Annotated in this window: 21 protein-coding genes; 18 read left to right on the forward strand and 3 right to left on the reverse strand. The window is 57.1% G+C overall.

Translation table 11 applies throughout. The features are described 5' to 3' along the window. Positions 1–4: 4 nt before the first annotated feature. From IC757_RS04950 to IC757_RS05030, 18 genes are all read left to right on the forward strand, one after another. The gene (locus IC757_RS04950; protein WP_190976265.1) at positions 5–5,839 is read left to right on the forward strand and encodes a carboxypeptidase regulatory-like domain-containing protein; all 5,835 of its coding nucleotides are present in this window, start codon (positions 5–7) and stop codon (positions 5,837–5,839) included. Further along, entirely contained in the window at positions 5,832–8,855 is a 3,024-nt protein-coding gene (locus IC757_RS04955; RefSeq protein ID WP_190976266.1) for a transglutaminase-like domain-containing protein, read from the forward strand. Before IC757_RS04950 ends, IC757_RS04955 begins: the two co-directional genes overlap by 8 nt. A gap of 12 nt (positions 8,856–8,867) precedes the next feature. Next, positions 8,868–9,353, forward strand: coding sequence for a hypothetical protein (locus tag IC757_RS04960; RefSeq protein WP_190976267.1), 486 nt, complete (start codon positions 8,868–8,870; stop codon positions 9,351–9,353). Positions 9,354–9,482: 129 nt separating this feature from the next. Further along, complete coding sequence (locus tag IC757_RS04965) at positions 9,483–11,342, forward strand: hypothetical protein (RefSeq protein ID WP_411913469.1); 1,860 nt, start codon at positions 9,483–9,485, stop codon at positions 11,340–11,342. Positions 11,343–11,418: 76 nt separating this feature from the next. After that, entirely contained in the window at positions 11,419–11,709 is a 291-nt protein-coding gene (tnpA, locus tag IC757_RS16970) for an IS66 family insertion sequence element accessory protein TnpA (protein ID WP_411913464.1), read from the forward strand. Continuing rightward, the gene (tnpB, locus tag IC757_RS04970) at positions 11,709–12,089 is read left to right on the forward strand and encodes an IS66 family insertion sequence element accessory protein TnpB (RefSeq protein ID WP_190975613.1); all 381 of its coding nucleotides are present in this window, start codon (positions 11,709–11,711) and stop codon (positions 12,087–12,089) included. The genes tnpA (IC757_RS16970) and tnpB (IC757_RS04970) overlap by 1 nt, the downstream gene beginning before the upstream one ends. Then, a complete protein-coding gene (locus IC757_RS16840; protein WP_190976269.1) occupies positions 12,082–12,978 on the forward strand; it encodes an IS66 family transposase in 897 nt (298 codons plus the stop codon). Before tnpB (IC757_RS04970) ends, IC757_RS16840 begins: the two co-directional genes overlap by 8 nt. After that, a complete protein-coding gene (gene tnpC, locus IC757_RS16845) occupies positions 12,975–13,640 on the forward strand; it encodes an IS66 family transposase (RefSeq protein ID WP_190976270.1) in 666 nt (221 codons plus the stop codon). Before IC757_RS16840 ends, tnpC (IC757_RS16845) begins: the two co-directional genes overlap by 4 nt. A 9-nt stretch (positions 13,641–13,649) precedes the next feature. Continuing rightward, positions 13,650–13,898 carry a hypothetical protein gene (locus tag IC757_RS04985; protein WP_190976271.1) on the forward strand — a complete coding sequence of 83 codons (249 nt, stop codon included), beginning with the start codon at positions 13,650–13,652 and terminating at the stop codon, positions 13,896–13,898. Further along, complete coding sequence (locus IC757_RS04990; RefSeq protein WP_190976272.1) at positions 13,895–14,248, forward strand: hypothetical protein; 354 nt, start codon at positions 13,895–13,897, stop codon at positions 14,246–14,248. The genes IC757_RS04985 and IC757_RS04990 overlap by 4 nt, the downstream gene beginning before the upstream one ends. Beyond that, on the forward strand, positions 14,242–15,645 hold the full coding sequence (locus tag IC757_RS04995; RefSeq protein ID WP_190976273.1) for a hypothetical protein: 1,404 nt from the start codon (positions 14,242–14,244) through the stop codon (positions 15,643–15,645). The genes IC757_RS04990 and IC757_RS04995 overlap by 7 nt, the downstream gene beginning before the upstream one ends. Before the next feature lies 1 nt (position 15,646). Next, a complete protein-coding gene (locus tag IC757_RS05000) occupies positions 15,647–16,126 on the forward strand; it encodes a hypothetical protein (RefSeq protein WP_223846260.1) in 480 nt (159 codons plus the stop codon). A gap of 729 nt (positions 16,127–16,855) precedes the next feature. Beyond that, positions 16,856–19,330: a transglutaminase-like domain-containing protein gene (locus IC757_RS05005; RefSeq protein WP_190976275.1), complete on the forward strand. Its 2,475-nt coding sequence runs from the start codon at positions 16,856–16,858 to the stop codon at positions 19,328–19,330. Continuing rightward, a complete protein-coding gene (locus tag IC757_RS05010; protein ID WP_190976276.1) occupies positions 19,327–19,668 on the forward strand; it encodes a hypothetical protein in 342 nt (113 codons plus the stop codon). The genes IC757_RS05005 and IC757_RS05010 overlap by 4 nt, the downstream gene beginning before the upstream one ends. Before the next feature lie 140 nt (positions 19,669–19,808). Next, positions 19,809–20,756: a hypothetical protein gene (locus IC757_RS05015; protein WP_190976277.1), complete on the forward strand. Its 948-nt coding sequence runs from the start codon at positions 19,809–19,811 to the stop codon at positions 20,754–20,756. 676 nt (positions 20,757–21,432) lie between these two features. Continuing rightward, complete coding sequence (locus tag IC757_RS05020) at positions 21,433–22,383, forward strand: hypothetical protein (RefSeq protein ID WP_190976278.1); 951 nt, start codon at positions 21,433–21,435, stop codon at positions 22,381–22,383. A gap of 412 nt (positions 22,384–22,795) precedes the next feature. Then, positions 22,796–23,239 (forward strand): hypothetical protein, encoded by a 444-nt coding sequence (locus tag IC757_RS05025; protein ID WP_190976279.1) that lies wholly within the window; start codon positions 22,796–22,798, stop codon positions 23,237–23,239. Beyond that, a complete protein-coding gene (locus IC757_RS05030; RefSeq protein WP_190976280.1) occupies positions 23,181–23,675 on the forward strand; it encodes a transposase in 495 nt (164 codons plus the stop codon). The genes IC757_RS05025 and IC757_RS05030 overlap by 59 nt, the downstream gene beginning before the upstream one ends. A gap of 55 nt (positions 23,676–23,730) precedes the next feature. Here IC757_RS05030 and tnpC (IC757_RS05035) read toward each other — a convergent pair whose 3' ends face one another. The 3 genes from tnpC (IC757_RS05035) to tnpA (IC757_RS16975) are packed head-to-tail and all read right to left on the reverse strand — an operon-like array spanning position 23,731 to position 25,953. After that, positions 23,731–25,290: an IS66 family transposase gene (tnpC, locus tag IC757_RS05035; protein WP_190976281.1), complete on the reverse strand. Its 1,560-nt coding sequence runs from the start codon at positions 25,288–25,290 to the stop codon at positions 23,731–23,733. Continuing rightward, positions 25,283–25,663: an IS66 family insertion sequence element accessory protein TnpB gene (gene tnpB / locus IC757_RS05040; protein ID WP_190975613.1), complete on the reverse strand. Its 381-nt coding sequence runs from the start codon at positions 25,661–25,663 to the stop codon at positions 25,283–25,285. The genes tnpC (IC757_RS05035) and tnpB (IC757_RS05040) overlap by 8 nt, the downstream gene beginning before the upstream one ends. After that, a complete protein-coding gene (tnpA, locus tag IC757_RS16975) occupies positions 25,663–25,953 on the reverse strand; it encodes an IS66 family insertion sequence element accessory protein TnpA (protein ID WP_411913464.1) in 291 nt (96 codons plus the stop codon). The genes tnpB (IC757_RS05040) and tnpA (IC757_RS16975) overlap by 1 nt, the downstream gene beginning before the upstream one ends. Between the last annotated feature and the right edge of the window lie 5 nt (positions 25,954–25,958).

The following is a 25,958-nucleotide window of genomic DNA, read 5'->3' on the forward strand; positions in this document are numbered from 1 at the left end:
TCCGATGAATACAAAAAACTGGTTGGCTGTCGCGGCCCTGTTGCTTTCAACGGCAGTTGGTGCATCACCCCTGGATCAGGCCGCGCAGTGGCTGGATCAGCAGCGGAATGCCAATGGCTACGCCAACCCCGCTCCGGTTGTCAGTGATGAGCTTGCCAGCTTGCGGGCGGTATCCGCCCTGGGGGTGAGTGAACGAATTGACGGAGCCATTGCGGCCTCGATGCTGAATGCCGAATACTATACCCTGGATGCCATGACCACCCAGGAGCTGGCCCATGCCTGGCTGGCCAGCTACTTCCTGGGCCAACCCACTGAAACCTGGCGAAAGGCGGTCCTGTCGCGTCAGGTTGCGGGTGGGGGGTTCGCCAAGTATCTCGGTGGCAGCGCAGATCTGCACGCCACAATGACGGTGCTGGAAGCGCTGCTTGATCAGCGTGGTGTGCATGCGTCTGCATTCAATGGTGCTTTTGGCTGGCTGGTCGACCAGCAACATGCAGACGGTGCCTGGTATGCCGGTCAGCCGCTCAAGCCTTCGAGCTTCATTACGGCTCGTGCCGCTCATTTCCTGTATGCATTGCGTCACGATTACGAGCTCTCTGCCCAGCTTTCCCTCTCCCGCCAGGCATTGGTGCAATTGCGCGAAGGTGATGCACTGTGGGGGGAGCCCCATGCATCCGCAGCAGCATTGCGCTTCCTTCTGGTTGACGCTCCTGGAGATGCCGAGACTGACGCCGCGACGCAGGCCTTTGTCGATTTGCAGCAGCCAGATGGCAGCTACTCGGGAGATACCTTTGCCACTGCCTGGGCGCTGCTGGCCTTGCATCAGGCCGACCAGCCACCCCCTCCATCCGGCAGGTTGTCTGAGCTTCGTGGTCAGGTCATTTCTGCCGACACCGGTGGTCCCATGGCTACCGTTGGCGTGACTCTGACCAGTTCGACAGGCGTGCGTCAGACCGCTACCAATATCAATGGCCACTTCGAAGTCGACGAGCTGGATGCCGGTTCCTATACGCTCTCGCTGAGCTATCCAGACCACGATCCCTTTGAAGCTGAACTGACCGTCCCCTTCAACCAGGTTTACGATGTCGGCCAGATTCAACTATTTATGGGCGGCGGTTCCGAAACCCTGGTTGTTCGCGGACTGGTCAGCGACGCCGAAAGTGGTGAACCGATTGTCGGTGCCACGGTGCAAGGGGGTGGCGTAGCGGCCACGACCAATGACGAGGGACGGTACCAGTTGCTGTCCGTGCCTCCCGGTGACCTGGAACTGCGTGCCAAAGCCGAAGGCTATTACGCAAGTAGTGCAGATGCTTTTGGTGAGGCTGGCATGGTTGTGGACTTCTCGCCGACGCTTGCGCCGGGTGCCGGCCACCATACCGGGGCAATACTGCGGGGGGTTGTGGGTGCCGAGGACACCGGCCAGCCATTGGACGGTGCGGTCATCGAGGTTGCCGGAGCCAACCAGGCCAGCCTGCAGTCCCAGGTTGGCGGCGAGTACGAGACGGTGCTGCCACAGCCCGGTCCTGTTCAAATCGTGGTCTCAGCTCCGGGGTACCACTCAGCGGAGTGGAACACCATGGTGACTGCTGGCGGTTTGATCGACTACTCGCCGTTTCTGCGTCCCGATGATGGTCCGACCCCTGAGGGTGCCGGTTTACGAGGTCGTGTTGTCAGCGCTGCCAATGGTGAGGGCATTGATGGCGCAGATTTGCATATCACGAATGGTGATGAAGTTCGTTTTGGGCGCGCCGATGACGCGGGTGAGTTTTCCTTCAATGAGCTGGCTTTCGACAGTGCCGTGCTGGAAATCGAGGCGACCGGTTTTCATCCACTGCGTCTGAGTGTGGCGGTGCCGCCACTTGACGTGCGCGAACTGGGTGATATACCGCTGCGGCCCATCCGAATGCAGGCTTATCTCCCCGACCTGGTCGTTGCCGATATCGACTTGACCGTCACTGACACCGATTCGTTCGAGCTCACTCAGGCCGTCGAGGTTACGGTGGCCAATCGTGGCACGGCCAGTACGAACAAGAGTTTTTCGTTAAAAGCATTCATCGATGCTGCCGATAATGATGAATTTGACCCGGAAGTGGATGTGGTGGTCGGCAGCGCACGCATAGCGGGTGGGCTGACAGTTGGCGAAGAGAAGGCAGCGGTTATTTCGCTTGAAGGCCAGGTGGGTTTCCGTGATGCCCCAGTCAAGGTCTGGATAGACAGCGAACAGGAGGTGATGCAACTCAACTTTGAGCACCCCGTGGTCAGCACTGCCGAAGGTTGTCGAATCGATCCCGCACCTCTGAGCAGTGACGGTATTAGAGAACGCTGGAACTGGAGCGAATATTCCGGAGATGAAAGAATCGCCAATGTCGCCACTACCCCGCTGGTGGTTCAGTTGACTGACGACAACGATGACGGAGTGATCGATCAGCATGACATTCCCGATATCGTTTTTGTTGCCGGCGACATGCGCAATGACACCAATCCTTCACAAACCCGCCTGGTTGCGCTGAGTGGCGATGATGGTCGGGAGCTGTGGGCAGTCGACCACGATCTCAGTCACTACACACAATTGGCCGCAGCCGATATCAACAAGGACGGATATATCAATATTGTCGGGGTCACCAGAACACGTTCCCACCTGGTGGCGGTCAATCATGATGGCAGTCTGTTGTGGAAACAGCCGCTGGATGGTCCTTCTCGTCCGCGCCCGATCATTCCACCCTGGGCCTGGGCTGGCGATTACGTCAGCATCACCAATCTTGAGGGGGATGCCGAAGCTCACATCGTGTATGGCAGGCGGGTGTTTCGAGGGATCGATGGCAGCATGCTTTGGGAAGGAGATCGTGATCACGGTGGACATCTTGGCGGTCATGCTGGCGAGAACCCGATTCCGATTGGCGACGGTCTGTCCTCATTCGCGGCAGACATCAATCTGGATGGTGACAAGCAGATTCTTGCGGGACGCACACTCTATGACCGGCTAGGTAACGTCATCTGGCACCGTGACGATCTCGGGAGTGAGTTCTGTGATTGGGATGGTCACTGTATATCGACTTCCGGCATGGTGGCCGTCGGCAACTTCGATGAGGATGACTATGCCGAAATCGTCATGGTGATCGACGGCACCCTGCGCGTACTCAACCATGACGGAACCGACCTTTGGGGGCCCATCGACCTGCCCGACAATGACGCCGGTGATGTCGCCATTGCTGACCTGACCCGCGATGGACAGCCCGAGATCGTGGTTTCCCAGAATACTGTGCTGCAGGTCTACCGATACAATGGTGATCTGCTCTGGACCGCCCCGATTGAGGATCCCAGTGGCTGGGTATCGGTTTCGATTGCCGATATCAACGGCAATGGCTGGCTGGAAATCCTGCATATGGACGAGGTCAACTTCCGCCTGCTCGATGGCGCCACCGGGGTCGAGTACTTCCGCATTCGAAACACCTCGATCACCATTTCCGAGTATCCGGTCATCGCCGATGTTACCGGTGATGGACAGGCCAACTTCGTGGTGCCTGGCAACAATCGCACTGACTTTCCAGCCGGTACGCCGGGCATTCGTGTCTACGAGGCTGACAATGGCCGATGGGCCGCGGCGCGCGGTTTGTGGAATCAGCATCATTACTCGATCAACCATATCGAGGATGACGGCGCGGTGCCCCTTACGGAGAAGCCTTCCTGGTTGACCCATAACACTTTCCGTGCGGCCTACCAGGGTGAGAACCCATCTGCATTGCCTGATATCACACTGGGCCGTGTGCGCCTGATCGATGATGGGGTCAATATTTCCCTTGAGGCGCGAATCGGCAGCGGTGGCCTGGTCAATCCGCACGATCACCCGCGCCTGGAGCTGTTCGACGGCGATCCGGCCGCCGGTGGTGAGCGATTGGTCATGCAGCAGTTGATCGGCCTGGATCCTGGCAGTTTCGTGGACATCCGGGTGGATGATCTGCCGCTTGAGCTGGACAGCGGCGAGTTGCATGTCTGGATCAATCGCGACCAGGCGGCCAACGAGTGTCGCGACAATAACAACCATGCCGTGCTGCCCTGGCAGGCGATTGCTCCCAGCGGGCAGATCGAGCTTGAGCTCGAACCCGACGAGGTGCTCCGTGGCGAGCCGCTGGATTTGCCGACAACGGTTTCCAACCAGGGGCGGCTGCCGGCCGAGTTCAGCGTCCACTGGCGTCATGTCGATGCCCAGGGCCAGTTCATCTCCGAGATCGGCCGGCAAACCCTGCCGGTTCTTGCTCCGCAAGAGGCCTTGACAGTTGAACCAGACTGGTTGCCCCTGTCGCTGATTGAGGGAGTACACCGGGTCGAGGCCGTTTTGCTTGGCCCCGATGGGCAGCCAGTGGATCTGACCCAGGCCGACTTCGAGATCCTGGCCGTGGACGGTGACCTGCCGATGGCCGGTCTGACGATCTTGCCGGACAAGAGCGCCTACCGACGCGACGATACGGTGCGTGTGCAGCTAAATGCTCAGAACCGTCACAGCGCCATCAGCATCAACCAGGCACGCATCGAGTTGCAAGTAACTGCCCCGAACAACGATGTAGTGCATGCAGCCAGCATTCCGCTGGGCAACATCAGTGGCGGGCAACAGGTTCAGCGTCACCATAGTCTGGAATTGAGTGAAGGCGAGATAGGCGACTACCGCATCGAAGCCACGCTGATCAGCGGCCAGAACCCGTCGCCGCTGGCCACTGCCGGCACCGGTTTCGAAGTGCTCGATCAGATCGCCATCAGCGGCCAGGTAACGGTCGGCTGGCTGGAAGGTCAGCCCTACTGTACCGACACCGTGCGCAACCAGTCCTTGTCCGGCGTGCAGCAGTTGCCGGTGCAGGCGCGACTGGTTCACTTCGACACCGAATCCGATGCGGACCTGCGCCAGTATCACCTGGACCTGGCGCCGGCCGAAAGCCGGCTCACCCAGCGCCATTTCGACGGTGAGCTGGAGGCCGGTGAGTACCTGTGCGTGCTGGAAGCCTGGCAGGATCAGCACTGGCAAGTCCTGGGCACCGCGGCCTTCGAACTGGCCGGAGCACCACCGACCGTATTGATGTGGCTGGAAGGCCCGGACGAGGTCAGCGAGGACGGCAGTCAGACCACCCTCGCCCTGGCCCTGGGGACGCTCCCGGCGGCACCGGTGACGGTCAGCGTCAGCCATGATCGTCCCGACGAAATCGAACTGGATCTCGACGAGCTGCAGTTCGATGCCGACAACTGGGACCAGGCGCAGTTGGTCACAATTACCGGGCTGCCCGATGACATCCGCGATGGCGACCAGACCATCTGGTTGCATGCCCAGGCGGCCAGTGCCGATTTGGCCTATGACGGGCTGGAAGCCGAGCCGCTCAGCATCATCAATCGCGACATCGATCAGCCGGGCATCGAGGTCAGCCCGACTTCTTTGCCCGAATTCGATGAGGATCAGCCCACTGCGACGATTACCGTCCGCATGCTCAACCGCCCGTTCGATCCGGTGAGCTTGCCATTGAGCCTGTCGGACGACATTGACTTTGCCATCAGCCCGCAAGTACTGGAGTTCAGCCCGGACGACTGGGAGGATGAGCGCACGGTCCAGATCCAGTTGCAGCCGGAAGAACGCGAACAGGCGATCACCGCCTGGCTGGAGTTCGGGCCGGCATCCAGCGCTGATGAGGGCTACGACGGAATGGAAGTTCCGGCCATCGAGCTGCAAGCCGCACCACAGGGCGGCCCGGGGGTCGGGCCGCCGCCCATCCCCGTGCCCTTGTCGCCGTGGGCGGCCTGGTTCCTGATTGTCCTGTTGTTACTGACCGCCTGCCGGAAGCGGAGACTGCGTCATGTTTGATTACCCCACCCCCGTTCGTGCCCGAGGTTCCCGGCAGTTGTTCGATCTGTTGCGAGGCCGCCTGCTGGCCGTGCCGATACTGCTGTTCGTCACCCTGGCCTTCTTCATGCTCTACGGCTCGCCCACCGCCGCCGCCGTTCACCAGTCCAAGGATCAGCAGGACCGCCAGCAGATGCTGGAAGACAGCCTGATCCCGGCCAGTGCCGCCGGCAAGTTTGGCCATTTTCTGGATCAGCTCAAGCAGGATCTGGTGCCCGGTGCGGGCCTGCGTCTCAACCAGGCGCCGCGCACACCGGACTGGTCGGCCTTGCAGGCGCAACTGAACGATCTCGACCAGCTCTTCCGGGCCGAATGGCAGGCCACGTTGAACCGCTTCGAGCAGGCCCAGGTGCCGGCCGAGATTATTGCCCGCCATCATGAAGCCCTGGATCGCTATGAAGAGCGCCACCAGCGCTTCATGGGCTACGTTGCCGAGCGCAACCAGGACGGCATGACCGCCATGCTGGCCGACATGCAGACCCGGCCCACGCACAAGCAGAACAACTTCGAGAACCCCAGTTTTGCCGTCATGGAGCCCGATCCGGACAATGTGCCGCGTGCTGAAGAGGAGCTGAGCCTGATGGCCCAGGAAGCCCCCGGGCCGCTGCAGATGGATGCCGTGCGCCAGGCGAGCCTGGGTTTGGCTGCCTTGCGCGATGCGGCCAACCCGGAGTACCTGGCCGAGACGCCCGAAGTCGTCATCACTCCGGCCATCGAGGCCAAGGCCGCCGAGCTCGAACACGATCCGATCCGCATCTACCATTTCGTGCGCAACGAGATCGACTTTCTGCCAGGCTGGGGTGCGACCCAGGATGCCGAACTGACCCTGGGTGCGCGCCGCGGCAATGCCAAGGACACCAGCAGCCTGCTCATCGCTTTGCTGCGCGCCTCCGGCATCCCGGCCCGCTACGTCTACGGCGTGATCGAAGTCGAGGCACCGAAGTTCACCAACTGGATGGGCAACTTCAGCCACGTCAACGCCGCCATGCAACATGCCAGCTCCGGCGGCATTCCTGTGGGCATGAGCTCCAGCAATAACGCTTCGGTCACCAACGTGATACTTGACCATGTCTGGGTAGAAGCGGCGATCGACTACATTCCCTCCGGTGGCCGCCACATGGTTGAGGCCGACACCTGGGTGGCGCTGGATGCCAGTTTCAAGCAGTATGTTTACTTGCAGGGCCTGGATGCGATTGAGATTTCGGGTCTGGATGTGGAGCAACTGGTCGACGACTTTGCCGCCAGCGGCACCGTCGATGAGGATCTGGGTTATGTCCAGAACCTGGATGTCAGCCTGATCGAGGCCGCTCAGGAACAAGTGGCCAATGCCATGCAGGATTTCATCGAAGATCAGATGGAAGACCCCACCACCGGTGATGTGCTCGGTGGGCGCAAGGCCATCGTCCAGGATCGCAATGAGCTGACGGAGCGTCCCGACAATCGCATCCTGCTGCGGGGCCCAAGCTGGCCCAGCCTGCCCGATGTGTTGCGCAACTCCCTGCGGGTAACGTTCGAGGTCGACCACCTGACCGGCCAGCCCCAGGGCGGGGTGGTGCTGCCGTGGGCGCAAGTCAACAACCACCGCCTGACAATGTCCTACCGCCCGACCACAGAGGCCGACGAACAGGCCCTGCTGGCCATGCTCCCCGAAGGCGAGATCACCGACCTCGACCAGCTCCCCCAGACCCTGCCGGGCTATTCCATCAGCCTGACCCCCGAGATCAAGCTCAACGGCGAGATCATCCTGACCGGCCCGACCACGGTCAATGCCTTTACCATGGAGACCATGCTGGCCTTTGAGGTCCAGCAGGTGGCCGGTAATACCAAGTGGGCGATACCTTTTCATGCGCCGGTGCCGAAAGGGAGTTACGTGGCGATCATGTCCAATGCGGGGAGTGTCTCTACCCATGCGCTGGAGGCGGCGCAACAACGTGCGGAGGAAGCGCAATACATCCTGGAGAACGAACTCGAAGATCAGTACGACGAGATCGACCGCGAGCGTTTGATGGGCGATCTGTTCTACGCCGGTGTATTGGCCTATCATGCCCAGCTAGAGGGGCTTGGAGGGCTGATGGCGGCACAGATGGGTGCTGAGTATCGAACCAACCTGAGTGTGGGAACCTACGGCTACCAGCCTTGGGTTAGGTACGTTTACGGTATGCCTATGGCCTTGGATGCAGGTGGAATACATATGGACTTGGACTATGTGCCGAGTCACTTGACCAAGCACAATGGCAGTGCCAGTCAGCGCACGGAGGCCGCCGGGCCCTTGGGTATGCTCAAGAGCATCCTTGAGAACGTGGTTCCCGAACAACAGTTCAGCACCGAAGAGGAGCCGGTCGAGGGGGTGAGTGCGGTTGCGGCCATTGCAATAGCCCAGGCCGAGGGGCAGCGGGTTTTTCGTGTAACCCAAAACAATGTCAACACAGTGATGGCCGAGATCAGTATCAGTCAGGCTTCCCGTGAGGATATTCAGCGGGCTGTGAGTCAGTTTGGGTATGAGGCGATTGTTCATGAGGCACCGATTACTGTGCCTGGGTGGCGAGGAAGTGGTTATGTCCTGACCGATCCTGAGACTGGGGCCGGGAGCTATATGATTGATGGGGGAAGGAATGGAAGTTTTCTTGATGACTACAACAGTGGATTTGTTTCTCTGGTACTGATGTTAATCTCAGGTCTCGTGTTGCTGGGTGGTAGTATTCCCATTTTTGTTGCGATCATAGTCATTGCTCTCTTGATATTCAACACTTTCATTTCAATGTTACAAGACAATCTGGAGATTCTAGAAAATGGTTGTCCAGACGCGTACGTTGCACTTAGCTGGGGTCGAACCATCGCGTTTTTGGCGATGCGCCTTATAGCGCAGTTTGCGGGAATAAAAATGGGCGCTGAAATGCTCTCAGTTATTATCGCGAATTGGATTACAAGTAATATGTTGACTTCTGCATCGCCAGCATGCGAGTCAGTTACTCCATAGAGGTATATGAGGATGGAAGAGGAAGGTGAAGGCCGTATCGATAGGGTTAATCCTTGGGAAAGTGTAGTCTATCCACGATTGAGTGCGCTGCCTTATGACTGGTTTTTGATTGGACCAGCACTGTTTCTCTTCTTCTGGTTGTATCAGGATATAGAAGCATGGGTTGCTGCTTCCATCACTGCTCTTTTGCTGCTTGGAGTAAATCTTGTGAAGTCTATTTTTGATAGCAGGTGCTTGGAGCTTGCATTGGATAGTGAGAGGCTTGTGTTGCGAAGGGTGTACTCCAGGATCAATGACATTCGCGTCAGCGAAATTCCCATTGCCAGCATAGATCCTGAGTCAGTGATATTGGATCGGCTTTCCTTTCCACCCCTTGTCTGGGTTGGGTTTAAGCATTTTAGAGGGAAGAAGGTTAGGGTATTCTTTGACAGTGATTTCGCTGCAGAGGAGTTCTATGGGAAGCTCCAAGATCAGTGTAGCGTCGAGAGATCGGAATGAACATTGGCGTGCCAGCTTGCATCTTCAGAGTCGAAATGCTCTGGCCCAAAGTCCGGTGGTTATATTAGTCGGACAGATTCGAGAAGCCTGCCGCGCGCCTCCGGCATCCCGGCCCGCTACGTCTACGGCGTGATCGAAGTCGAGGCACCGAAGTTCACCAACTGGATGGGCAACTTCAGCCACGTCAACGCCGCCATGCAACATGCCAGCTCCGGCGGCATTCCCGTGGGCATGAGCTCAAGCAACAACGCTTCGGTCACCAATGTGATCCTGGAGCACGTCTGGGTCGAGGCCGCCATCGACTATATCCCGTCCGGTGGCCGCCACATGAGTGAGGCCGACACCTGGGTGGCGCTGGATGCCAGCTTCAAGCAGTACGTGTATCTGCAGGGGCTGGATGCGATTGAGATTTCTGGATTGGACGTGGAGCAACTGGTCGACGACTTTACTGCCAGCGGCACCATTGATGAGGAGCTGGGCTATGTACAAGGCCTGGATATCAGCCTGATCGAGGCCGCCCAGGAACAAGTGGCCAATGCCATGCAGGATTTCATCGAAGATCAGATGGAAGACCCCACCACCGGTGATGTGCTCGGTGGGCGCAAGGCCATCGTCCAGGATCGCAATGAGCTGACGGAGCGTCCCGACAATCGCATCCTGCTGCGGGGCCCAAGCTGGCCCAGCCTGCCCGATGTGTTGCGCAACTCCCTGCGGGTAACGTTCGAGGTCGACCACCTGACCGGCCAGCCCCAGGGCGGGGTGGTGCTGCCGTGGGCGCAAGTCAACAACCACCGCCTGACAATGTCCTACCGCCCGACCACAGAGGCCGACGAACAGGCCCTGCTGGCCCTGCTGCCCGAAGGCGAGATCACCGATCTTGACCAGCTCCCCCAGACCCTGCCGGGCCACTCCATCAGCTTAACCCCCGAGATCAAGCTCAACGGCGAGATCATCCTGACCGGCCCAAGCGCGGTCAATGCCTTCACCCTGGAGACCATGCTGGCGTTTGAAGTCCAGCAGCTGGTTGGCCAGACCAAGTGGGGGATACCGTTCAAGTCGCCGATTCCCAAGGGCAGCTACGTAGCGATCATGGCCAATGCGGGGAGTGTTTCTACTCACGCCCTGGAGGCAGCACAACAACGCGCCGAGGAAGCGCAGTACATCCTCGAAAACGAGCTGGAAGACCAGTATGACCAAATCGACCGCGAGCGGCTGATGGGGGATTTGTTCTACGCCGGCGTATTGGCCTATCATGCTCAACTGGAGGGGCTTGGAGGACTGATGGCGGCACAGATGGGTGCGGAGTATCGAACCAACCTGAGCGTGGGCACCTACGGCTATCAGCCGTGGGTGCGCTATGTATTCGGCATGCCGATGGCGCTGGATGCCGGCGGGGTGCATATGGACCTGGACTATGTGCCCAGTCATTTGACCAAGCACAATGGCAGTGCCAGTCAGAGAGCGGCTGCGGCACAACCGTTGGGGATGCTTAAGAGTGCTCTCGAGCACGTGGTTCCAGAGCAGCAGTTCAGTACTGAAGAAGAACCGGCTGAGGGGGTGAGTGCAGTTGCAGCCATTGCCAAAGCCCAGGCTGAGGGGCAGCGGGTGTTTCATATTACGCAGGACAACCTGGATGAAGCGCTGGCTGAGATCAGTATCAGTTCCGAATCCAGGCAGGATATCCGCCGTGCCGTGTTAAATCACGGCATGGAGGCCATCGTGCATGAAGCGCCCATCACGGTGCCGGGGTGGCGGGGGAGTGGGTATATTCTGACTAACCCGGAGACTGGGGCGGGGAGCTATATGATTGATGGGGGGGAGAATGGGGCATTCGTTGTCCTGATGGCTGCGCTTGGCACAGCACTATTGATTGGTGGTGTCCTACTTATCCTATTTGCGCCGTTGTTGGGTTTTCTTGTTGGTTTGGCGGCGATGATCATAGGCGCAATTGCAATGGGGATCGCAATCGATACAGTCATTACGGAGTAACCGGTCATTCGGGGCCGTTCTTCCCCAAGCGGATGTGGGCCGCTAACCTGCTCCCGAACTCACCAAGGAGCAAACCATGTCACGCACGACCCGTATCCGCCGATCTGCTGATCAATGGAGAAGTCTGATTTCCAAGCAGGCTGATAGCGGCTTGACTCAAAGCGTCTTCTGCCGACGCGAGGGGCTTTCATTGAGCACCTTTTGTAACTGGAAACGCAAGCTGTCATCGGAATCTGACTCTCGTGCCGAGGAATCGGCAGAGTCTGAGCCATGGATCGACCTGGGGGGTCTGGCGGCAACTGACCCTGGCTGGGACATTGAGCTGGACCTCGGTAATGGTGTGTGCCTCCGCTTCCGTCGCAGCTGATGTTCTTTCCAGAAGACCGTGTTCGAGTGTGGCTGTACGCGCGGCCCACCGACATGCGCAAGCAGTTTGACGGGTTGGCGGCACTGGCGCGCAACCAGCTCAATGAAGACCCGATGAGTGGTCACCTGTTCGTGTTCATCAATCGCCGACGGACCTACATGAAGGTGCTGTACTTTGATCGTGGCGGCTACTGTCTTTGGTCCAAGCGACTCGAGCAAGGGCAATTCAACTACAACTGCCAGCGTGGCGAGAAACAGGCCTTGAGCTGGACGGAGTTGAAGCTGTTGCTTGATGGTGTTCAGGTCCAGAAATCGCGTCAGTTCAAGCGCTATCAGCATCCTGTCGGCGCTGTAGCAAGGTATAATGCAGCCCATGGTTGAGGCCACTTCCAAGACGGATAGCACGACGAGCGAGAATGTCCAGTTGCGTAATGAGAATGACGCGCTGCGCGAGGAGCTTCAGTCCGTCAAGCAACAGCTTGCCTGGCTTCAACGTCAAGTCTTTGGGCGCAAGTCCGAGAAGCGCCTGATCGATCAGGATGCCCGTAGCGGACTGCTGTTCAATGCGTTGCCTGAATCAGAATCCCCGACACCGACTGAACAAGTCAGCTATACCCGTCGCAAGGGTGCCAAGGAACGCGGTGATGCGGTTACCGACTCGGGTCTTCGCTTCAACGAGGACGTGCCGGTCGAAGTGATCCATGTAGCGGATCCGGAGGCCGAATCGATCCCCCGGGAGCACCGTGAGGTGATCGATGAGAAGGTCACGCATCGTCTGGCCCAACGGCCCGGTAGCTACGTGGTGCTGGAGTATCGCCGGGCCGTGGTCAAGGACAAGCGTAGCGACCACATCCACACCGCACCCACCCCGGCCAACGTGCTGGAGGGCAGCCTGGCCGATGTCAGCTTCCTGGCCGGCCTGCTGATCGACAAGTTCTGCTATCACCTGCCCCTGTACCGTCAGCATCAGCGGCTGGCTATGAGCGGCATTACGGTCAGCCGCAATACGCTGACCCAACTGGTTGAGCGAGCCATCAGGCTGCTCAAGCCCGTTTATGATGCCCAGCTCGAACACATCCTGCGCTCGAAAGTCCTGGCGATGGACGAAACGCCGATCAAGGCTGGACGTGGCAAGCCGGGCAAGATGAAACAGGGCTGGTTCTGGCCGGTGTATGGGGAGGATGATGAAGTCTGCTTCATCTTCTCCGACTCACGCGGCAGCAAAGTCGTGACCCAGGCTCTGGGTGAGCACTCGATGGCACCTTGGTGACCGACGGGCACTCGGCTTATACCAAGTATGTGGACCAACGTCCTGCCGTCACTCATGCCAACTGCTGGGCGCACGCCAGACGCAAGTTCGAGGCGGCGCTGAAAGCCGAGCCCAAGGCTGCCAACGAGGCGCTGGAGCTGATCGGTCAGCTCTACCAGATCGAGCGCCAGATCCGCCAGAAGGATCTGCATGGCGACAAGAAGCTGACTTGGCGGGCCGAGCACAGTCTCCCGGTCGTCAAGGCCTTCTGGGCCTGGTGTGATCAGCAGCGTCAACGCATGGATCTGGCCAGGTCCAGCCCTTTGCTCAAGGCGCTCGGCTATGTGGCGGGGCGTCAGGCCGCTTTGCAGGTGTTCCTGAGCGACCCCGATGTCCCGATCGATACCAATCATCTGGAGCGGGCCCTTCGGCCGATCCCGATGGGCCGCAAGAACTGGCTCTTTAGCTGGTCGGAACTCGGCGCTCGTCATATCGGCGTGATCCAGAGCCTGCTGGTGACCTGCCGGCTGCATGAGGTCGACCCCTACACCTACCTGGTGGATGTGCTACAGCGCGTCAACGAGCACCCGGCCAGCCGGGTCGGAGAGCTGGTGCCACAGGTCTGGAAAGACACGTTCGCTGGCGAACCGCTGGTGTCGGACTTGCAGAGGGTCAGTCGGTAACGGTCTGTAATGACCGGTTACATTACGGAGCCTGAAGCAGATTGGTGGGATTTGGTTTCAGGGGTTGGCCTGGGGATCGCATTATTTGGAGTGCTGTATGCCGTGGCTGCATACTTTGCAGGACTCCTGGCGACCGTGACAGTTCATTCTGTAGTTCTAGCGCTCACAGCTATGCTTGGAGCAATTCTTGCGTTGTTGGATCAACTGAAACGGCTGGGTGAAGATGATGATACGCGAGGTCGAATGGAGCGGATATGAAAGTAATCAGTTGGACATTTTTGTTGGTAGGAGCACTAGTTCAACTGAAGGTGTTCGTTCTTGCCTTTACCTGGTCAATGAAGTTAGAAGATTCTATGCTGAGGCTGCTTCCCATTGGGCTATTTCCCGTCCTTTCAATTAGTCTGCTTGTGTTGCCTTGGTGGCCTAACCCGCTGCCAATAGCCTTTCTTGCAGTGACGGTGCCTGGCTTGATTATTGCTGTATGGTACCGAATTGATAGTAGAGAGCTAGCATTCCGGACAGCTTGGATCGCCACCGCAATGGTTCTCTATACAGCTTTTTTTGGTGTGTTGGCAACCGTCTGTATAGCAGTCCTTACTGCATGGTGAAAATCTGGAACCACCACCGCCTGACGATGTCCTATCGGCCCACCACCGAAGCCGACGAACAAGCCCTGCTGGCCCTGCTGCCCGAAGGCGAGATCACCGATCTTGACCAGCTCCCCCAGACCCTGCCGGGCCACTCCATCAGCTTAACTCCCGAGATCAAGCTCAACGGCGAGATCATCCTGTCCGGCCCAAGCGCGGTCAATGCCTTCACCCTGGAGACCATGCTGGCGTTTGAAGTCCAGCAGCTGGTTGGCCAGACCAAGTGGGGGATACCGTTCAAGTCGCCGATTCCCAAGGGCAGCTACGTAGCGATCATGGCCAATGCGGGGAGTGTTTCTACTCACGCCCTGGAGGCAGCACAACAACGCGCCGAGGAAGCGCAGTACATCCTCGAAAACGAGCTGGAAGACCAGTATGACCAAATCGACCGCGAGCGCCTGATGGGAGATTTGTTCTACGCCGGCGTATTGGCCTATCATGCTCAACTGGAGGGGCTTGGAGGGCTGATGGCGGCACAGATGAGCGCCGAATACCGCACCAACTTAAGCGTGGGCACCTACGGCTATCAGCCATGGGTGCGCTATGTATTCGGTATGCCGATGGCGCTGGATGCCGGAGGGGTGCATATGGACCTGGATTATGTACCCAGTCATCTGACCAAGCACAATGGATCGGCTAGCCAACGCGCCCAAGCGGCCCAGCCGTTGGGCATGCTGAAAAGTATTCTGGAAAATGTGGTTCCGGAACAACAGTTCAGTACCGAACAAGAGCCTGCAGAGGGAGTAAGTGCGGTTGCAGCCATTGCCAAGGCGCAGGCCGAGGGGCAGCGGGTGTTTCATATCACGCAGGACAACCTGGATGAAGCGCTGGCTGAGATCAGTATCAGTTCCGAGTCGCGACAGGATATCCGCCGTGCGGTGTTGAACCACGGCATGGAGGCCATTGTGCATGAAGCACCGATCACGGTGCCGGGGTGGCGGGGGAGTGGGTATATTCTGACTAACCCGGAAACGGGGGCCGGGAGTTATATGATTGATGGGGGGAAGAATGGGGGGTACCAAGAAGGTGGTGGCTTTGGTCAGGCTATGTTGATTGGAGGAGTAACGGGTGCCGCTTTGCCGCCCCTTTTATTATTGATTATTGCTGGGATAAGTATGATCCTTGTAACCTTAGCGATCATAGAGTTGAGTGAGAAACTCGAAGAGAATAATTGCCATCCATACATATTCAAGTTGGTGGTTTTTGCTTTAGTTATTACGTTTGTTATTGCATTGTTTGCTGGGGCGGTTGGTGCAGTTTTAATTATGGCTTTTATGGCCATTTGGATAGAGCAACTCTTCCGTGGTCTTGTTGATGGTTTGAAAGATAACGAATTGTTCTGTCCGGAAGATGGCTGATATGAAGAAGCTAAGTGGTTTGAGTTCAGAGAACCTGATATTCGGTTTGATGATAGTCTTTGCGGCCCCAGTCGCTCTTATCCTGGCAGTTTATTGGGGTAGATACTCCCGTAAAGGCCTTATTGTATTCTTCGTCATGTGGATCTCCCTCGTTGTGGTCTGGTTTGTCGTGACCAATCAATTTCTCATTGCCTGGCTTTGGCCCGGGTGGTTGGTTTTTCTGCTTATAGCAGGAATTGACAGGTTGGTTTCACCGGAAACAAGAAACTCCCGGATTCAACGAGCGGTTGCTGTCGTTGTTCTGAATCTCTCTGGGGTGTTCTTAGTTGGGGTTCTTACTATTCCAATTACATCATTGTATCTCCTGCCAGATCCAGATCAATTGCTCTTATGGTTCGGAGTGCTCGTTCTCACGCTGGCTCAGATTCCAATCTGGACGAAGGCATCCATTACCCCAGAGTGGTTTGTGCGTGATCCCTGATTCAATCCCAGAGAGTGCCGCATGTTGCTGAGTTCTACCCCAACGTTGCATAAACTTTCGGAGCTGGAAGCCCGGAGAGTTGTATTTCCGCGGGCTGCACGGAGTGTTGCCAACCGGAGCGTAGCTTCACCCTGCGTGAGGATTGGCAACGCGAGTACAGGCCGCGGAAATGCCGCTATACCGGGCAGCATAGCGATTCCGGCCCGAAAGTTTATGCAACGTTGGGATCTACCCTGGGGATCTATGCAATAGGAAGGTAATCATGGCGATAGTCTCATTATTTCTGATTGGAGTATGGATCGTGTGGGCCGTTTATGAAGGGCTAAGCGATTCATCAAATGGAGGAACACTCGGTGATAGGTGCGGGTGGCTATTTCTTGAAAATGGGCTGGACAAATGCCTGTATCGACGATGGTGGATCTTCATGATGGCGTTTAGTTTATGGGTGCTCGCTATGCTTTCTCGATACTTGGGTGTTGAGTTTGCATGAAGAACTGGGATGTATGTCCATAGAATCAGGGACGAGCTTTGTCTGATCGAGTTCCGCGGGCTCAAATGTCAGTCATTCGGGCGAATTCATAGGATCATTATGTGAATTACAGTAATCTGACGGGTGGAATTAGTCATGATTCGAAGCGCAACCTGGAGGGCATGACCGCCATGCTGGCCGACATGCAGACCCGGCCCACGCACAAGCAGAACAACTTCGAGCAGCCCAGCTTTGCGGTCATGGAGCCTGATCCGGACAATGTACCGCGCAGTGCCGAAGAACTGACTCTGATGGGACAGGAGCCCCCGGGGCCGTTGCAGATGGCCCCAGCGCGCCAGGCCAGCCTGGGCCTGGGCGCCTTGCGGGATGCAGGCAACCCGGAGTACCTGGCCGAGACCCCCGAAGTGGTCATCACCCCGGCGATCGAAGCCAAGGCCGCCGAACTCGACCATGATCCCATCCGCATTTATCACTTTGTGCGCAACCAGATCGACTTCCTGCCCGGCTGGGGCGCAACCCAGGACGCCGAACTGACCCTGGGGGCGCGCCGCGGCAATGCCAAAGACACCAGCAGCCTGCTGATCGCCCTGCTGCGTGCCTCCGGCATCCCGGCCCGTTACGTCTATGGCGTAATCGAAGTCGAGGCACCCAAGTTCACCAACTGGATGGGCAACTTCAGCCACGTCAACGCCGCCATGCAACATGCCAGCTCCGGCGGCATTCCTGTGGGCATGAGCTCCAGCAATAACGCTTCGGTCACCAACGTGATACTTGACCATGTCTGGGTAGAAGCGGCGATCGACTACATTCCCTCCGGTGGCCGCCACATGGTTGAGGCCGACACCTGGGTGGCGCTGGATGCCAGTTTCAAGCAGTATGTTTACTTGCAGGGCCTGGATGCGATTGAGATTTCGGGTCTGGATGTGGAGCAACTGGTCGACGACTTTGCCGCCAGCGGCACCGTCGATGAGGAACTGGGTTATGTCCAGAACCTGGATGTCAGCCTGATCGAGGCCGCCCAGGAACAGGTGGCCAATGCCATGCAGGAGTTCATCGAAGATCAGATGGAAGACCCCACCACCGGCGACGTGCTGGGTGGACGCAAGGCCATCGTCCAGGAACGTGGCGAGCTGACCGAGCGCCCGGACAACCGCATTCTCATGCGCGGCCCAAGCTGGCCCAGCCTGCCCGATGTCTTGCGTAATTCCCTACGCGTGACATTCGAGGTCGATCATCTGACTGGCCAGCCGCAGGGCGGGGTGGTGCTGCCCTGGGCCCAAGTCAACAACCACCGCCTGACGATGTCCTACCGCCCGACCACGGAGGCCGACGAACAGGCCCTGCTTGCGCTGCTGCCCGAAGGCGAGATCACCGACCTCGACCAGCTCCCCCAGACCCTGCCGGGCCACTCCATCAGCTTAACGCCTGAGATCAAACTCAACGGCGAGATCATCCTGACCGGCCCGAGCGCGGTCAATGCCTTTACCCTGGAGACCATGCTGGCTTTCGAAGTCCAGCAGGTGGCCGGTAATACCAAGTGGGCGATACCTTTTCATGCGCCGGTGCCGAAGGGGAGTTACGTGGCGATCATGTCCAATGCGGGGAGTGTGTCCACCCACGCGCTGGAGGCGGCGCAGCAGCGGGCCGAAGATGCCCAGTACATCCTCGAAAACGAGCTTGAAGACCAGTACGACGAGATCGACCGCGAGCGTTTGATGGGTGAGCTGTTTTACGCCGGAGTTCTGGCCTATCATGCCCAGCTAGAGGGGCTGGGAGGGCTGATGGCGGCACAGATGGGTGCTGAGTATCGAACCAACCTGAGTGTCGGCACCTATGGCTACCAGCCGTGGGTCCGCTATGTCTACGGCATGCCGATGGCGCTGGATGCCGGTGGGGTGCATATGGACCTGGACTATGTGCCCAGTCATCTGACCAAACACAATGGCAGTGCCAGCCAGCGGATTGAGGCAGCTCAGCCGCTGGGGATGCTTAAGAGCATTCTGGAGAATGTGGTTCCTGAACAGCAGTTCAGCACGGAGGAAGAGCCTGCCGAGGGAGTGAGTGCGGTAGCCGCTATCGCAAAAGCTCAGGCAGAGGGGCAGCGAGTGTTTCATGTCACCCAGGACAACCTGAACGAAGTCATGGCTGAGGTCAGTATCAGCCAGGCTTCAAGGGAAGATATTCAGCGGGCGGTATCGCAGTTTGGGTATGAGGCGGTTGTGCATGAAGCGCCGATTACAGTTCCGGGCTGGCGGGGGAGTGGGTATATTTTGACCGACCCTGAGACAGGGGCTGGGAGTTATATGATTGATGGGGGGAAGAATGGAGCGTTTGTGGTCTTGATGGCAGGGCTTGGAACGGCCTTGCTTATTGGTGGTGTCTTTTTGATGATTTTTGCCCCAATTATGGGCTTTCTCATGGGTTTGGCAGCAGCAATTATTGGCGCCATCGCGATGGGTGTTGCTATTGAGACTGTCATTACAGATCCTGAAGCTGATTGGGGAGATTTGCTCTCTGGTGTGCTCTTGGGTGCAGCGCTTGTGGCAGTGCTTGCTCTTGTTGCTAAGTTTCTTGCAGGCCTAATGGCCACTATTACTGCTCAGATTGCACTGGAAGCATTTTCTGTCATGCTAGGTGCGATCGGAGCCTTATTGGAACAGTTAAGAAGATTAAGTGAAGATAATGATAGGCACAAGGGGAGGGTGCTCTCGTGAGTTTTTTGGCCTTCTCCATGTGTCTCGCTGCTACAGCGATTCAAATAAAGCTGGTAATCTATTCGTTCTCAAGTGTATCTGAAGGAGGAGGCGGCGATAACTTGCATCGGCCATCTCCTATTGTGATGCTGATTTTGCCAAGTTTCGGGTTCTATGCATTTTCGTGGGTTAGTTTTCTAGGGTGGGTTTTGCTTTCTGCGGCGATATTGGCGGTTATGGTTGAATGCGCATTCATGATCGGAAGGAGAGGCTTGCCGATGTATAAGGGGATTTTGAGTGCGGGTATGTATTGCTACTCGATTGGTTATGGAGGGTTATTGGGTCTGGTTGTTGCTTGATCCAGATAGGCATTGCTTGGTCGATGCAGTGTTGTGTTTCTATCAGGGCATCTATTTAACTGAACTCAAGATTGCCCATGCTTTGAAGGTGCTATGAGAGCCAAGCAACCATCGATTCTATTCCCTCCGGTGGCCGGCACATGAATGAGGCCGCCCAGGAACAGGTAGCTGATGCCATGCAGACCTTTATCGAAGATCAGATGGAAGACCCCACCACCGGTGATGTGCTCGGTGGGCGCAAGGCCATCGTCCAGGAACGCGCCGAGCTGACCGAGCGTCCCGACAACCGCATCCTGCTGCGCGGAGCAAGCTGGCCCAGCCTGCCCGATGTGCTGCATGCCGGTGGGGTGCATATGGATCTTGATTATGTACCCAGTCATCTGACCAAGCACAATGGTAGCGCCAGCCAGCGTGCTGATACAGCTCAACCACTGGGGATGCTTAAAAGCATTCTGAAGAATGTGGTTCCGGAACAGCAGTTCGGTACTGAGGAAGAGCCAGCCGAGGGGGTGAGTGCAGTAGCCGCCATTGCCAAAGCTCAGGCTGAGGGGCAGCGGGTGTTTCATGTTACTCAGGACAATCTTGACCAGGTCATGACTGAGATCAGCATCAGTCAGGCATCAAGGGAGGATATTCAAAGGGCGGTATCGCAGTTTGGGTATGAGGCGGTTGTGCATGAAGCGCCGATTACAGTTCCGGGCTGGCGGGGGAGTGGGTATATTCTGACCAACCCGGAGACTGGGGCCGGGAGTTATATGATTGATGGGGGGGAGAATGGGGCTTTTGCTATACATATGCTCCTTGCTATTGCTGCACCAATTCTCGCTATAATTGGGGTAGGCTCTGGAGTATTTGTGGTTGCACTTGCGCTTATAGCGATAACTGCGGGATTTATCGCATTTCTCGATAATCTTCGCTGTTATGGTGGTGATGGCGAAATGGCGATTAAACTCTATCTTGTTGTGGCGGCCATTTCTTTGATTCCTGGGCCGGATGGGCTCAGTGCCTTACGCTTCTTCATGGCTGCGTTTATAGGCACGAATGGATTGTCTGCAGGTGCAAATGCTGTGTGTTCTCTGCCTGAATGAATAAGTCTATTGGGAAGATTGTTCTTGAGTGTTTGGTTCCCTATCAGGAGCTGACTACTCTGAAATTGAAGCGCATGAGGGAACCATCGAGACGGGTTGTTGCTGTTCGATTCAAGGGCAAGATCATTGGCGGTATTTGGGTGCTCTACGTCCTGTCCGTGTCTGTTCTGCTCGCTTCTGGTATTGTATTTACTCTTGACAAACCCGGTGTGGCATGGATTCTGCTTGGGCTTATCATGAATCACGTGATTTGGAAAAGTATTCCAGAATTCTCGAGAGTAGGGGTGATGACCGATAGTGCGATCTATGGTGTTTTGAGCCTAATGTATTGTACATTTTTTGCGCTGCTTGGGGCAGCCGGTACATATGGTTTAACTACAATAGGAGTTCTTTCACGCATAGGCTCAGAAAATGACGTTCTCGAATCTTTGACATACCTCTTCATTCTTCCTTTAGCATTTTATAGTGTCTTGCTGCTGATTTATACTGGGATTTGTTTCTATACACTGAGGTCGAACCAATCTGTGTTGTGTAGCCATAAAGAGGAGCGGAACTAAGAGGAGTTCGCATCCATTGCCACGCCCTGACGGCGGCCCAACAACGCGCCGAAGAGACTCTGTACATCCTGGAGAACGAACTCGAAGATCAGTACGACCAGATCGACAGAGAACGGCTGATGGGCGATTTGTTCTACGCCGGAGTTCTGGCCTATCATGCCCAACTAGAGGGGCTTGGAGGGCTGATGGCTGCGCGGATGGGAGCAGAGTATCGAACGAACTTGAGCGTGGGCACCTATGGCTACCAACCATGGGTCAGATATGTTTATGGCATGCCAATGGCGCTGGATGCCGGCGGGCTGCATATGGACCTGGACTATGTGCCCAGCCACCTGACCCAGCACAATGGATCAGCCAGCCAACGCGCCCAGGCGGCACAACCGTTGGGTATGTTAAAGAGTATTCTGGAGAACGTGGTTCCCGAATACCAACTCAGTACGGAGGATGAGCCAACTGAAGGAGTGAGCGCGGCCGCTGCTATCGCTAAAGCGCAAGCCGAAGGTCAGCGAGTTTTTCATGTCACCCAGGACAATCTCAACCAGGTGATGGCCGAGATCAGTATCAGTCAGGCCTCGAGGGAGGATATCCAGCGGGCGGTATCGCAGTTCGGATATGAGGCGATTGTGCACGAGGCGCCGATTACTGTGCCGGGGTGGCGGGGGAGTGGGTATATTCTGACCAACCCGGAGACCGGGGCTGGGAGTTATATGATCGATGGAGGGAAAAATGGAGGGTTTCTTAGTGAACTTAATGGGTTACTGTTTGCTGGTGCCGGTGAAGCACCAGACTGGCTTAAAAACCTCATTGGCATAATTATAGAATTCATTAAGGGGCCGATTGGGAAAATACTGGAGGCATGGGACATAATTCAAATTTTCCAAGATTGTGGTTTGCCCGAAGCCATTGCCATCACCATCGGGCACTTGATTGTGCTTGCCATTTCACTTATTCCTGTCATTATGCTAGGAGCCGCTGGTTTTCTCGTATTGGCCTTTATAGTGCTTGGAATAACTAGTGTTCTAGCAAATTGGATGAAAGATCAAAATGTAGAGTTTTATTGCGAAAGCTGATGTACAGATATTTCATGTTGTTTGTTCTTGCTTCTTGGGTCACTTTGTTAGCCTTTCCGGCGTTCAGGGATCTTCATGCACTCCTTGGGGTAATTTTTGGTTTTGGCATAGTTCTATTTTTCGTTCCCCAAAAAAGTCGCGAAACATATCAAAACCGATACATGATCTTGAGCCTGGCATTAATCGTTGGTTTTTTGCTTATTGACGAGGATTACTCTGATGGCGCAGTGTTCAATTTGTTTTGATCCTGGAGCATGTCTGGGTCGAAGCCGCCATTGACGACAAGCGGTCTCAAAACGTAGCGAGCGGGTGGCTGACGGTGGCCGCCGGAACGCAGGAACCGCAGTGTATGTGTAAAATACATGAGGATTCCGAGTGCCGCCGGACGCCGTCAGGCGCACGCGCAGTAGTTTTGAGGCCGCTTGTATATTCCTTCAGGCGGCCGGTACATCCCGAGGCCGACACCTGGGTGGCGCTGGATGCCAGTTTCAAGCAGTACGTGTATCTGCAGGGCCTGGATGCGATTGAGATTTCAGGGCTGGACGTCGAGCAACTGGTCGACGACTTTGCCGCCAGCGGCACCGTCGATGAGGATCTGGGTTATGTCCAGAACCTGGATGTCAGCCTGATCGAGGCCGCCCAGGAACAGGTGGCCAATGCCATGCAGGATTTCATCGAAGATCAGATGGAAGACCCCACCACCGGCGACGTGCTGGGTGGCCGCAAGGCCCCCTCTGTCAGGATAGTTGTCGTCTCCTCTAAAATAGTCTCCAAGAGGGGGCGGACAGGAGCTGACAGTGAAGTATTCAGAAGAACGCAGAAAATCAGTGCTGGCCAAATTGTGCCCACCACATAATCGAACGGTCCGAGAAGTCGCCGCTGAGGAAGGCATTTCTGAGCCGACGGTGTACTTGTGGCGCAAGCAGGCTCGGGAGCGCGGAGAGCTGTACCCCGATGCCGGATCTGACGCCCAGGGCTGGAGTGCTCGGGACAAGTTCGCGGCCGTGATTGAAACGGCTTCGATGAACGAGTCTGAGCGCTCGGAATACTGCCGCAAGCGCGGCCTGTATCCTGAGCAGCTGGCTGCTTGGCGTCGGGCCTGCGAGCAGGCCAACGACTGGGCCGAGGAACGCACCGCCAGCCAAGTGAAGGCTGACCGGGAACAACGCCGGAAGATGCGCGAACTCGAGCGCGATCTGGCACGCAAGGAAAAGGCCCTGGCGGAGACGGCTGCCTTGCTTACCTTGTCAAAAAAAGCCCGGGCGATCTGGGGGGACGGAGAGGACGAATGATCAGCACCCCGGATCGCCAGAAAGCTGTTGAGCTGTAACCGGTCATTACAGACCGTTACCGACTGACCCTCTGCAAGTCCGACACCAGCGGTTCGCCAGCGAACGTGTCTTTCCAGACCTGTGGCACCAGCTCTCCGACCCGGCTGGCCGGGTGCTCGTTGACGCGCTGTAGCACATCCACCAGGTAGGTGTAGGGGTCGACCTCATGCAGCCGGCAGGTCACCAGCAGGCTCTGGATCACGCCGATATGACGAGCGCCGAGTTCCGACCAGCTAAAGAGCCAGTTCTTGCGGCCCATCGGGATCGGCCGAAGGGCCCGCTCCAGATGATTGGTATCGATCGGGACATCGGGGTCGCTCAGGAACACCTGCAAAGCGGCCTGACGCCCCGCCACATAGCCGAGCGCCTTGAGCAAAGGGCTGGACCTGGCCAGATCCATGCGTTGACGCTGCTGATCACACCAGGCCCAGAAGGCCTTGACGACCGGGAGACTGTGCTCGGCCCGCCAAGTCAGCTTCTTGTCGCCATGCAGATCCTTCTGGCGGATCTGGCGCTCGATCTGGTAGAGCTGACCGATCAGCTCCAGCGCCTCGTTGGCAGCCTTGGGCTCGGCTTTCAGCGCCGCCTCGAACTTGCGTCTGGCGTGCGCCCAGCAGTTGGCATGAGTGACGGCAGGACGTTGGTCCACATACTTGGTATAAGCCGAGTGCCCGTCGGTCACCAAGGTGCCATCGAAGTGCTCACCCAGAGCCTGGGTCACGACTTTGCTGCCGCGTGAGTCGGAGAAGATGAAGCAGACTTCATCATCCTCCCCATACACCGGCCAGAACCAGCCCTGTTTCATCTTGCCCGGCTTGCCACGTCCAGCCTTGATCGGCGTTTCGTCCATCGCCAGGACTTTCGAGCGCAGGATGTGTTCGAGCTGGGCATCATAAACGGGCTTGAGCAGCCTGATGGCTCGCTCAACCAGTTGGGTCAGCGTATTGCGGCTGACCGTAATGCCGCTCATAGCCAGCCGCTGATGCTGACGGTACAGGGGCAGGTGATAGCAGAACTTGTCGATCAGCAGGCCGGCCAGGAAGCTGACATCGGCCAGGCTGCCCTCCAGCACGTTGGCCGGGGTGGGTGCGGTGTGGATGTGGTCGCTACGCTTGTCCTTGACCACGGCCCGGCGATACTCCAGCACCACGTAGCTACCGGGCCGTTGGGCCAGACGATGCGTGACCTTCTCATCGATCACCTCACGGTGCTCCCGGGGGATCGATTCGGCCTCCGGATCCGCTACATGGATCACTTCGACCGGCACGTCCTCGTTGAAGCGAAGACCCGAGTCGGTAACCGCATCACCGCGTTCCTTGGCACCCTTGCGACGGGTATAGCTGACTTGTTCAGTCGGTGTCGGGGATTCTGATTCAGGCAACGCATTGAACAGCAGTCCGCTACGGGCATCCTGATCGATCAGGCGCTTCTCGGACTTGCGCCCAAAGACTTGACGTTGAAGCCAGGCAAGCTGTTGCTTGACGGACTGAAGCTCCTCGCGCAGCGCGTCATTCTCATTACGCAACTGGACATTCTCGCTCGTCGTGCTATCCGTCTTGGAAGTGGCCTCAACCATGGGCTGCATTATACCTTGCTACAGCGCCGACAGGATGCTGATAGCGCTTGAACTGACGCGATTTCTGGACCTGAACACCATCAAGCAACAGCTTCAACTCCGTCCAGCTCAAGGCCTGTTTCTCGCCACGCTGGCAGTTGTAGTTGAATTGCCCTTGCTCGAGTCGCTTGGACCAAAGACAGTAGCCGCCACGATCAAAGTACAGCACCTTCATGTAGGTCCGTCGGCGATTGATGAACACGAACAGGTGACCACTCATCGGGTCTTCATTGAGCTGGTTGCGCGCCAGTGCCGCCAACCCGTCAAACTGCTTGCGCATGTCGGTGGGCCGCGCGTACAGCCACACTCGAACACGGTCTTCTGGAAAGAACATCAGCTGCGACGGAAGCGGAGGCACACACCATTACCGAGGTCCAGCTCAATGTCCCAGCCAGGGTCAGTTGCCGCCAGACCCCCCAGGTCGATCCATGGCTCAGACTCTGCCGATTCCTCGGCACGAGAGTCAGATTCCGATGACAGCTTGCGTTTCCAGTTACAAAAGGTGCTCAATGAAAGCCCCTCGCGTCGGCAGAAGACGCTTTGAGTCAAGCCGCTATCAGCCTGCTTGGAAATCAGACTTCTCCATTGATCAGCAGATCGGCGGATACGGGTCGTGCGTGACATGGTTT

The organism is Wenzhouxiangella sp. AB-CW3 (assembly GCF_014725735.1).
In the GTDB taxonomy this organism is placed as follows: domain Bacteria; phylum Pseudomonadota; class Gammaproteobacteria; order Xanthomonadales; family Wenzhouxiangellaceae; genus Wenzhouxiangella.

What these genes read in the sequence shown, in the direction of transcription:
- IC757_RS04950 (WP_190976265.1), top strand. Translation starts at nt 5, where the DNA reads ATGAATACAAAAAACTGGTTGGCTGTCGCGGCCCTGTTGCTTTCAACG.
- IC757_RS04955 (WP_190976266.1), top strand. Translation starts at nt 5,832, where the DNA reads ATGTTTGATTACCCCACCCCCGTTCGTGCCCGAGGTTCCCGGCAGTTG.
- IC757_RS04960 (WP_190976267.1), top strand. Translation starts at nt 8,868, where the DNA reads ATGGAAGAGGAAGGTGAAGGCCGTATCGATAGGGTTAATCCTTGGGAA.
- tnpA (WP_411913464.1), top strand. Translation starts at nt 11,419, where the DNA reads ATGTCACGCACGACCCGTATCCGCCGATCTGCTGATCAATGGAGAAGT.
- tnpB (WP_190975613.1), top strand. Translation starts at nt 11,709, where the DNA reads ATGTTCTTTCCAGAAGACCGTGTTCGAGTGTGGCTGTACGCGCGGCCC.
- IC757_RS16840 (WP_190976269.1), top strand. Translation starts at nt 12,082, where the DNA reads ATGGTTGAGGCCACTTCCAAGACGGATAGCACGACGAGCGAGAATGTC.
- IC757_RS04985 (WP_190976271.1), top strand. Translation starts at nt 13,650, where the DNA reads ATGACCGGTTACATTACGGAGCCTGAAGCAGATTGGTGGGATTTGGTT.
- IC757_RS04990 (WP_190976272.1), top strand. Translation starts at nt 13,895, where the DNA reads ATGAAAGTAATCAGTTGGACATTTTTGTTGGTAGGAGCACTAGTTCAA.
- IC757_RS04995 (WP_190976273.1), top strand. Translation starts at nt 14,242, where the DNA reads ATGGTGAAAATCTGGAACCACCACCGCCTGACGATGTCCTATCGGCCC.
- IC757_RS05000 (WP_223846260.1), top strand. Translation starts at nt 15,647, where the DNA reads ATGAAGAAGCTAAGTGGTTTGAGTTCAGAGAACCTGATATTCGGTTTG.
- IC757_RS05005 (WP_190976275.1), top strand. Translation starts at nt 16,856, where the DNA reads ATGGAGCCTGATCCGGACAATGTACCGCGCAGTGCCGAAGAACTGACT.
- IC757_RS05015 (WP_190976277.1), top strand. Translation starts at nt 19,809, where the DNA reads ATGAATGAGGCCGCCCAGGAACAGGTAGCTGATGCCATGCAGACCTTT.
- IC757_RS05020 (WP_190976278.1), top strand. Translation starts at nt 21,433, where the DNA reads ATGGGCGATTTGTTCTACGCCGGAGTTCTGGCCTATCATGCCCAACTA.
- tnpC (WP_190976281.1), bottom strand. Translation starts at nt 25,290, where the DNA reads ATGGTTGAGGCCACTTCCAAGACGGATAGCACGACGAGCGAGAATGTC.
- tnpB (WP_190975613.1), bottom strand. Translation starts at nt 25,663, where the DNA reads ATGTTCTTTCCAGAAGACCGTGTTCGAGTGTGGCTGTACGCGCGGCCC.
- tnpA (WP_411913464.1), bottom strand. Translation starts at nt 25,953, where the DNA reads ATGTCACGCACGACCCGTATCCGCCGATCTGCTGATCAATGGAGAAGT.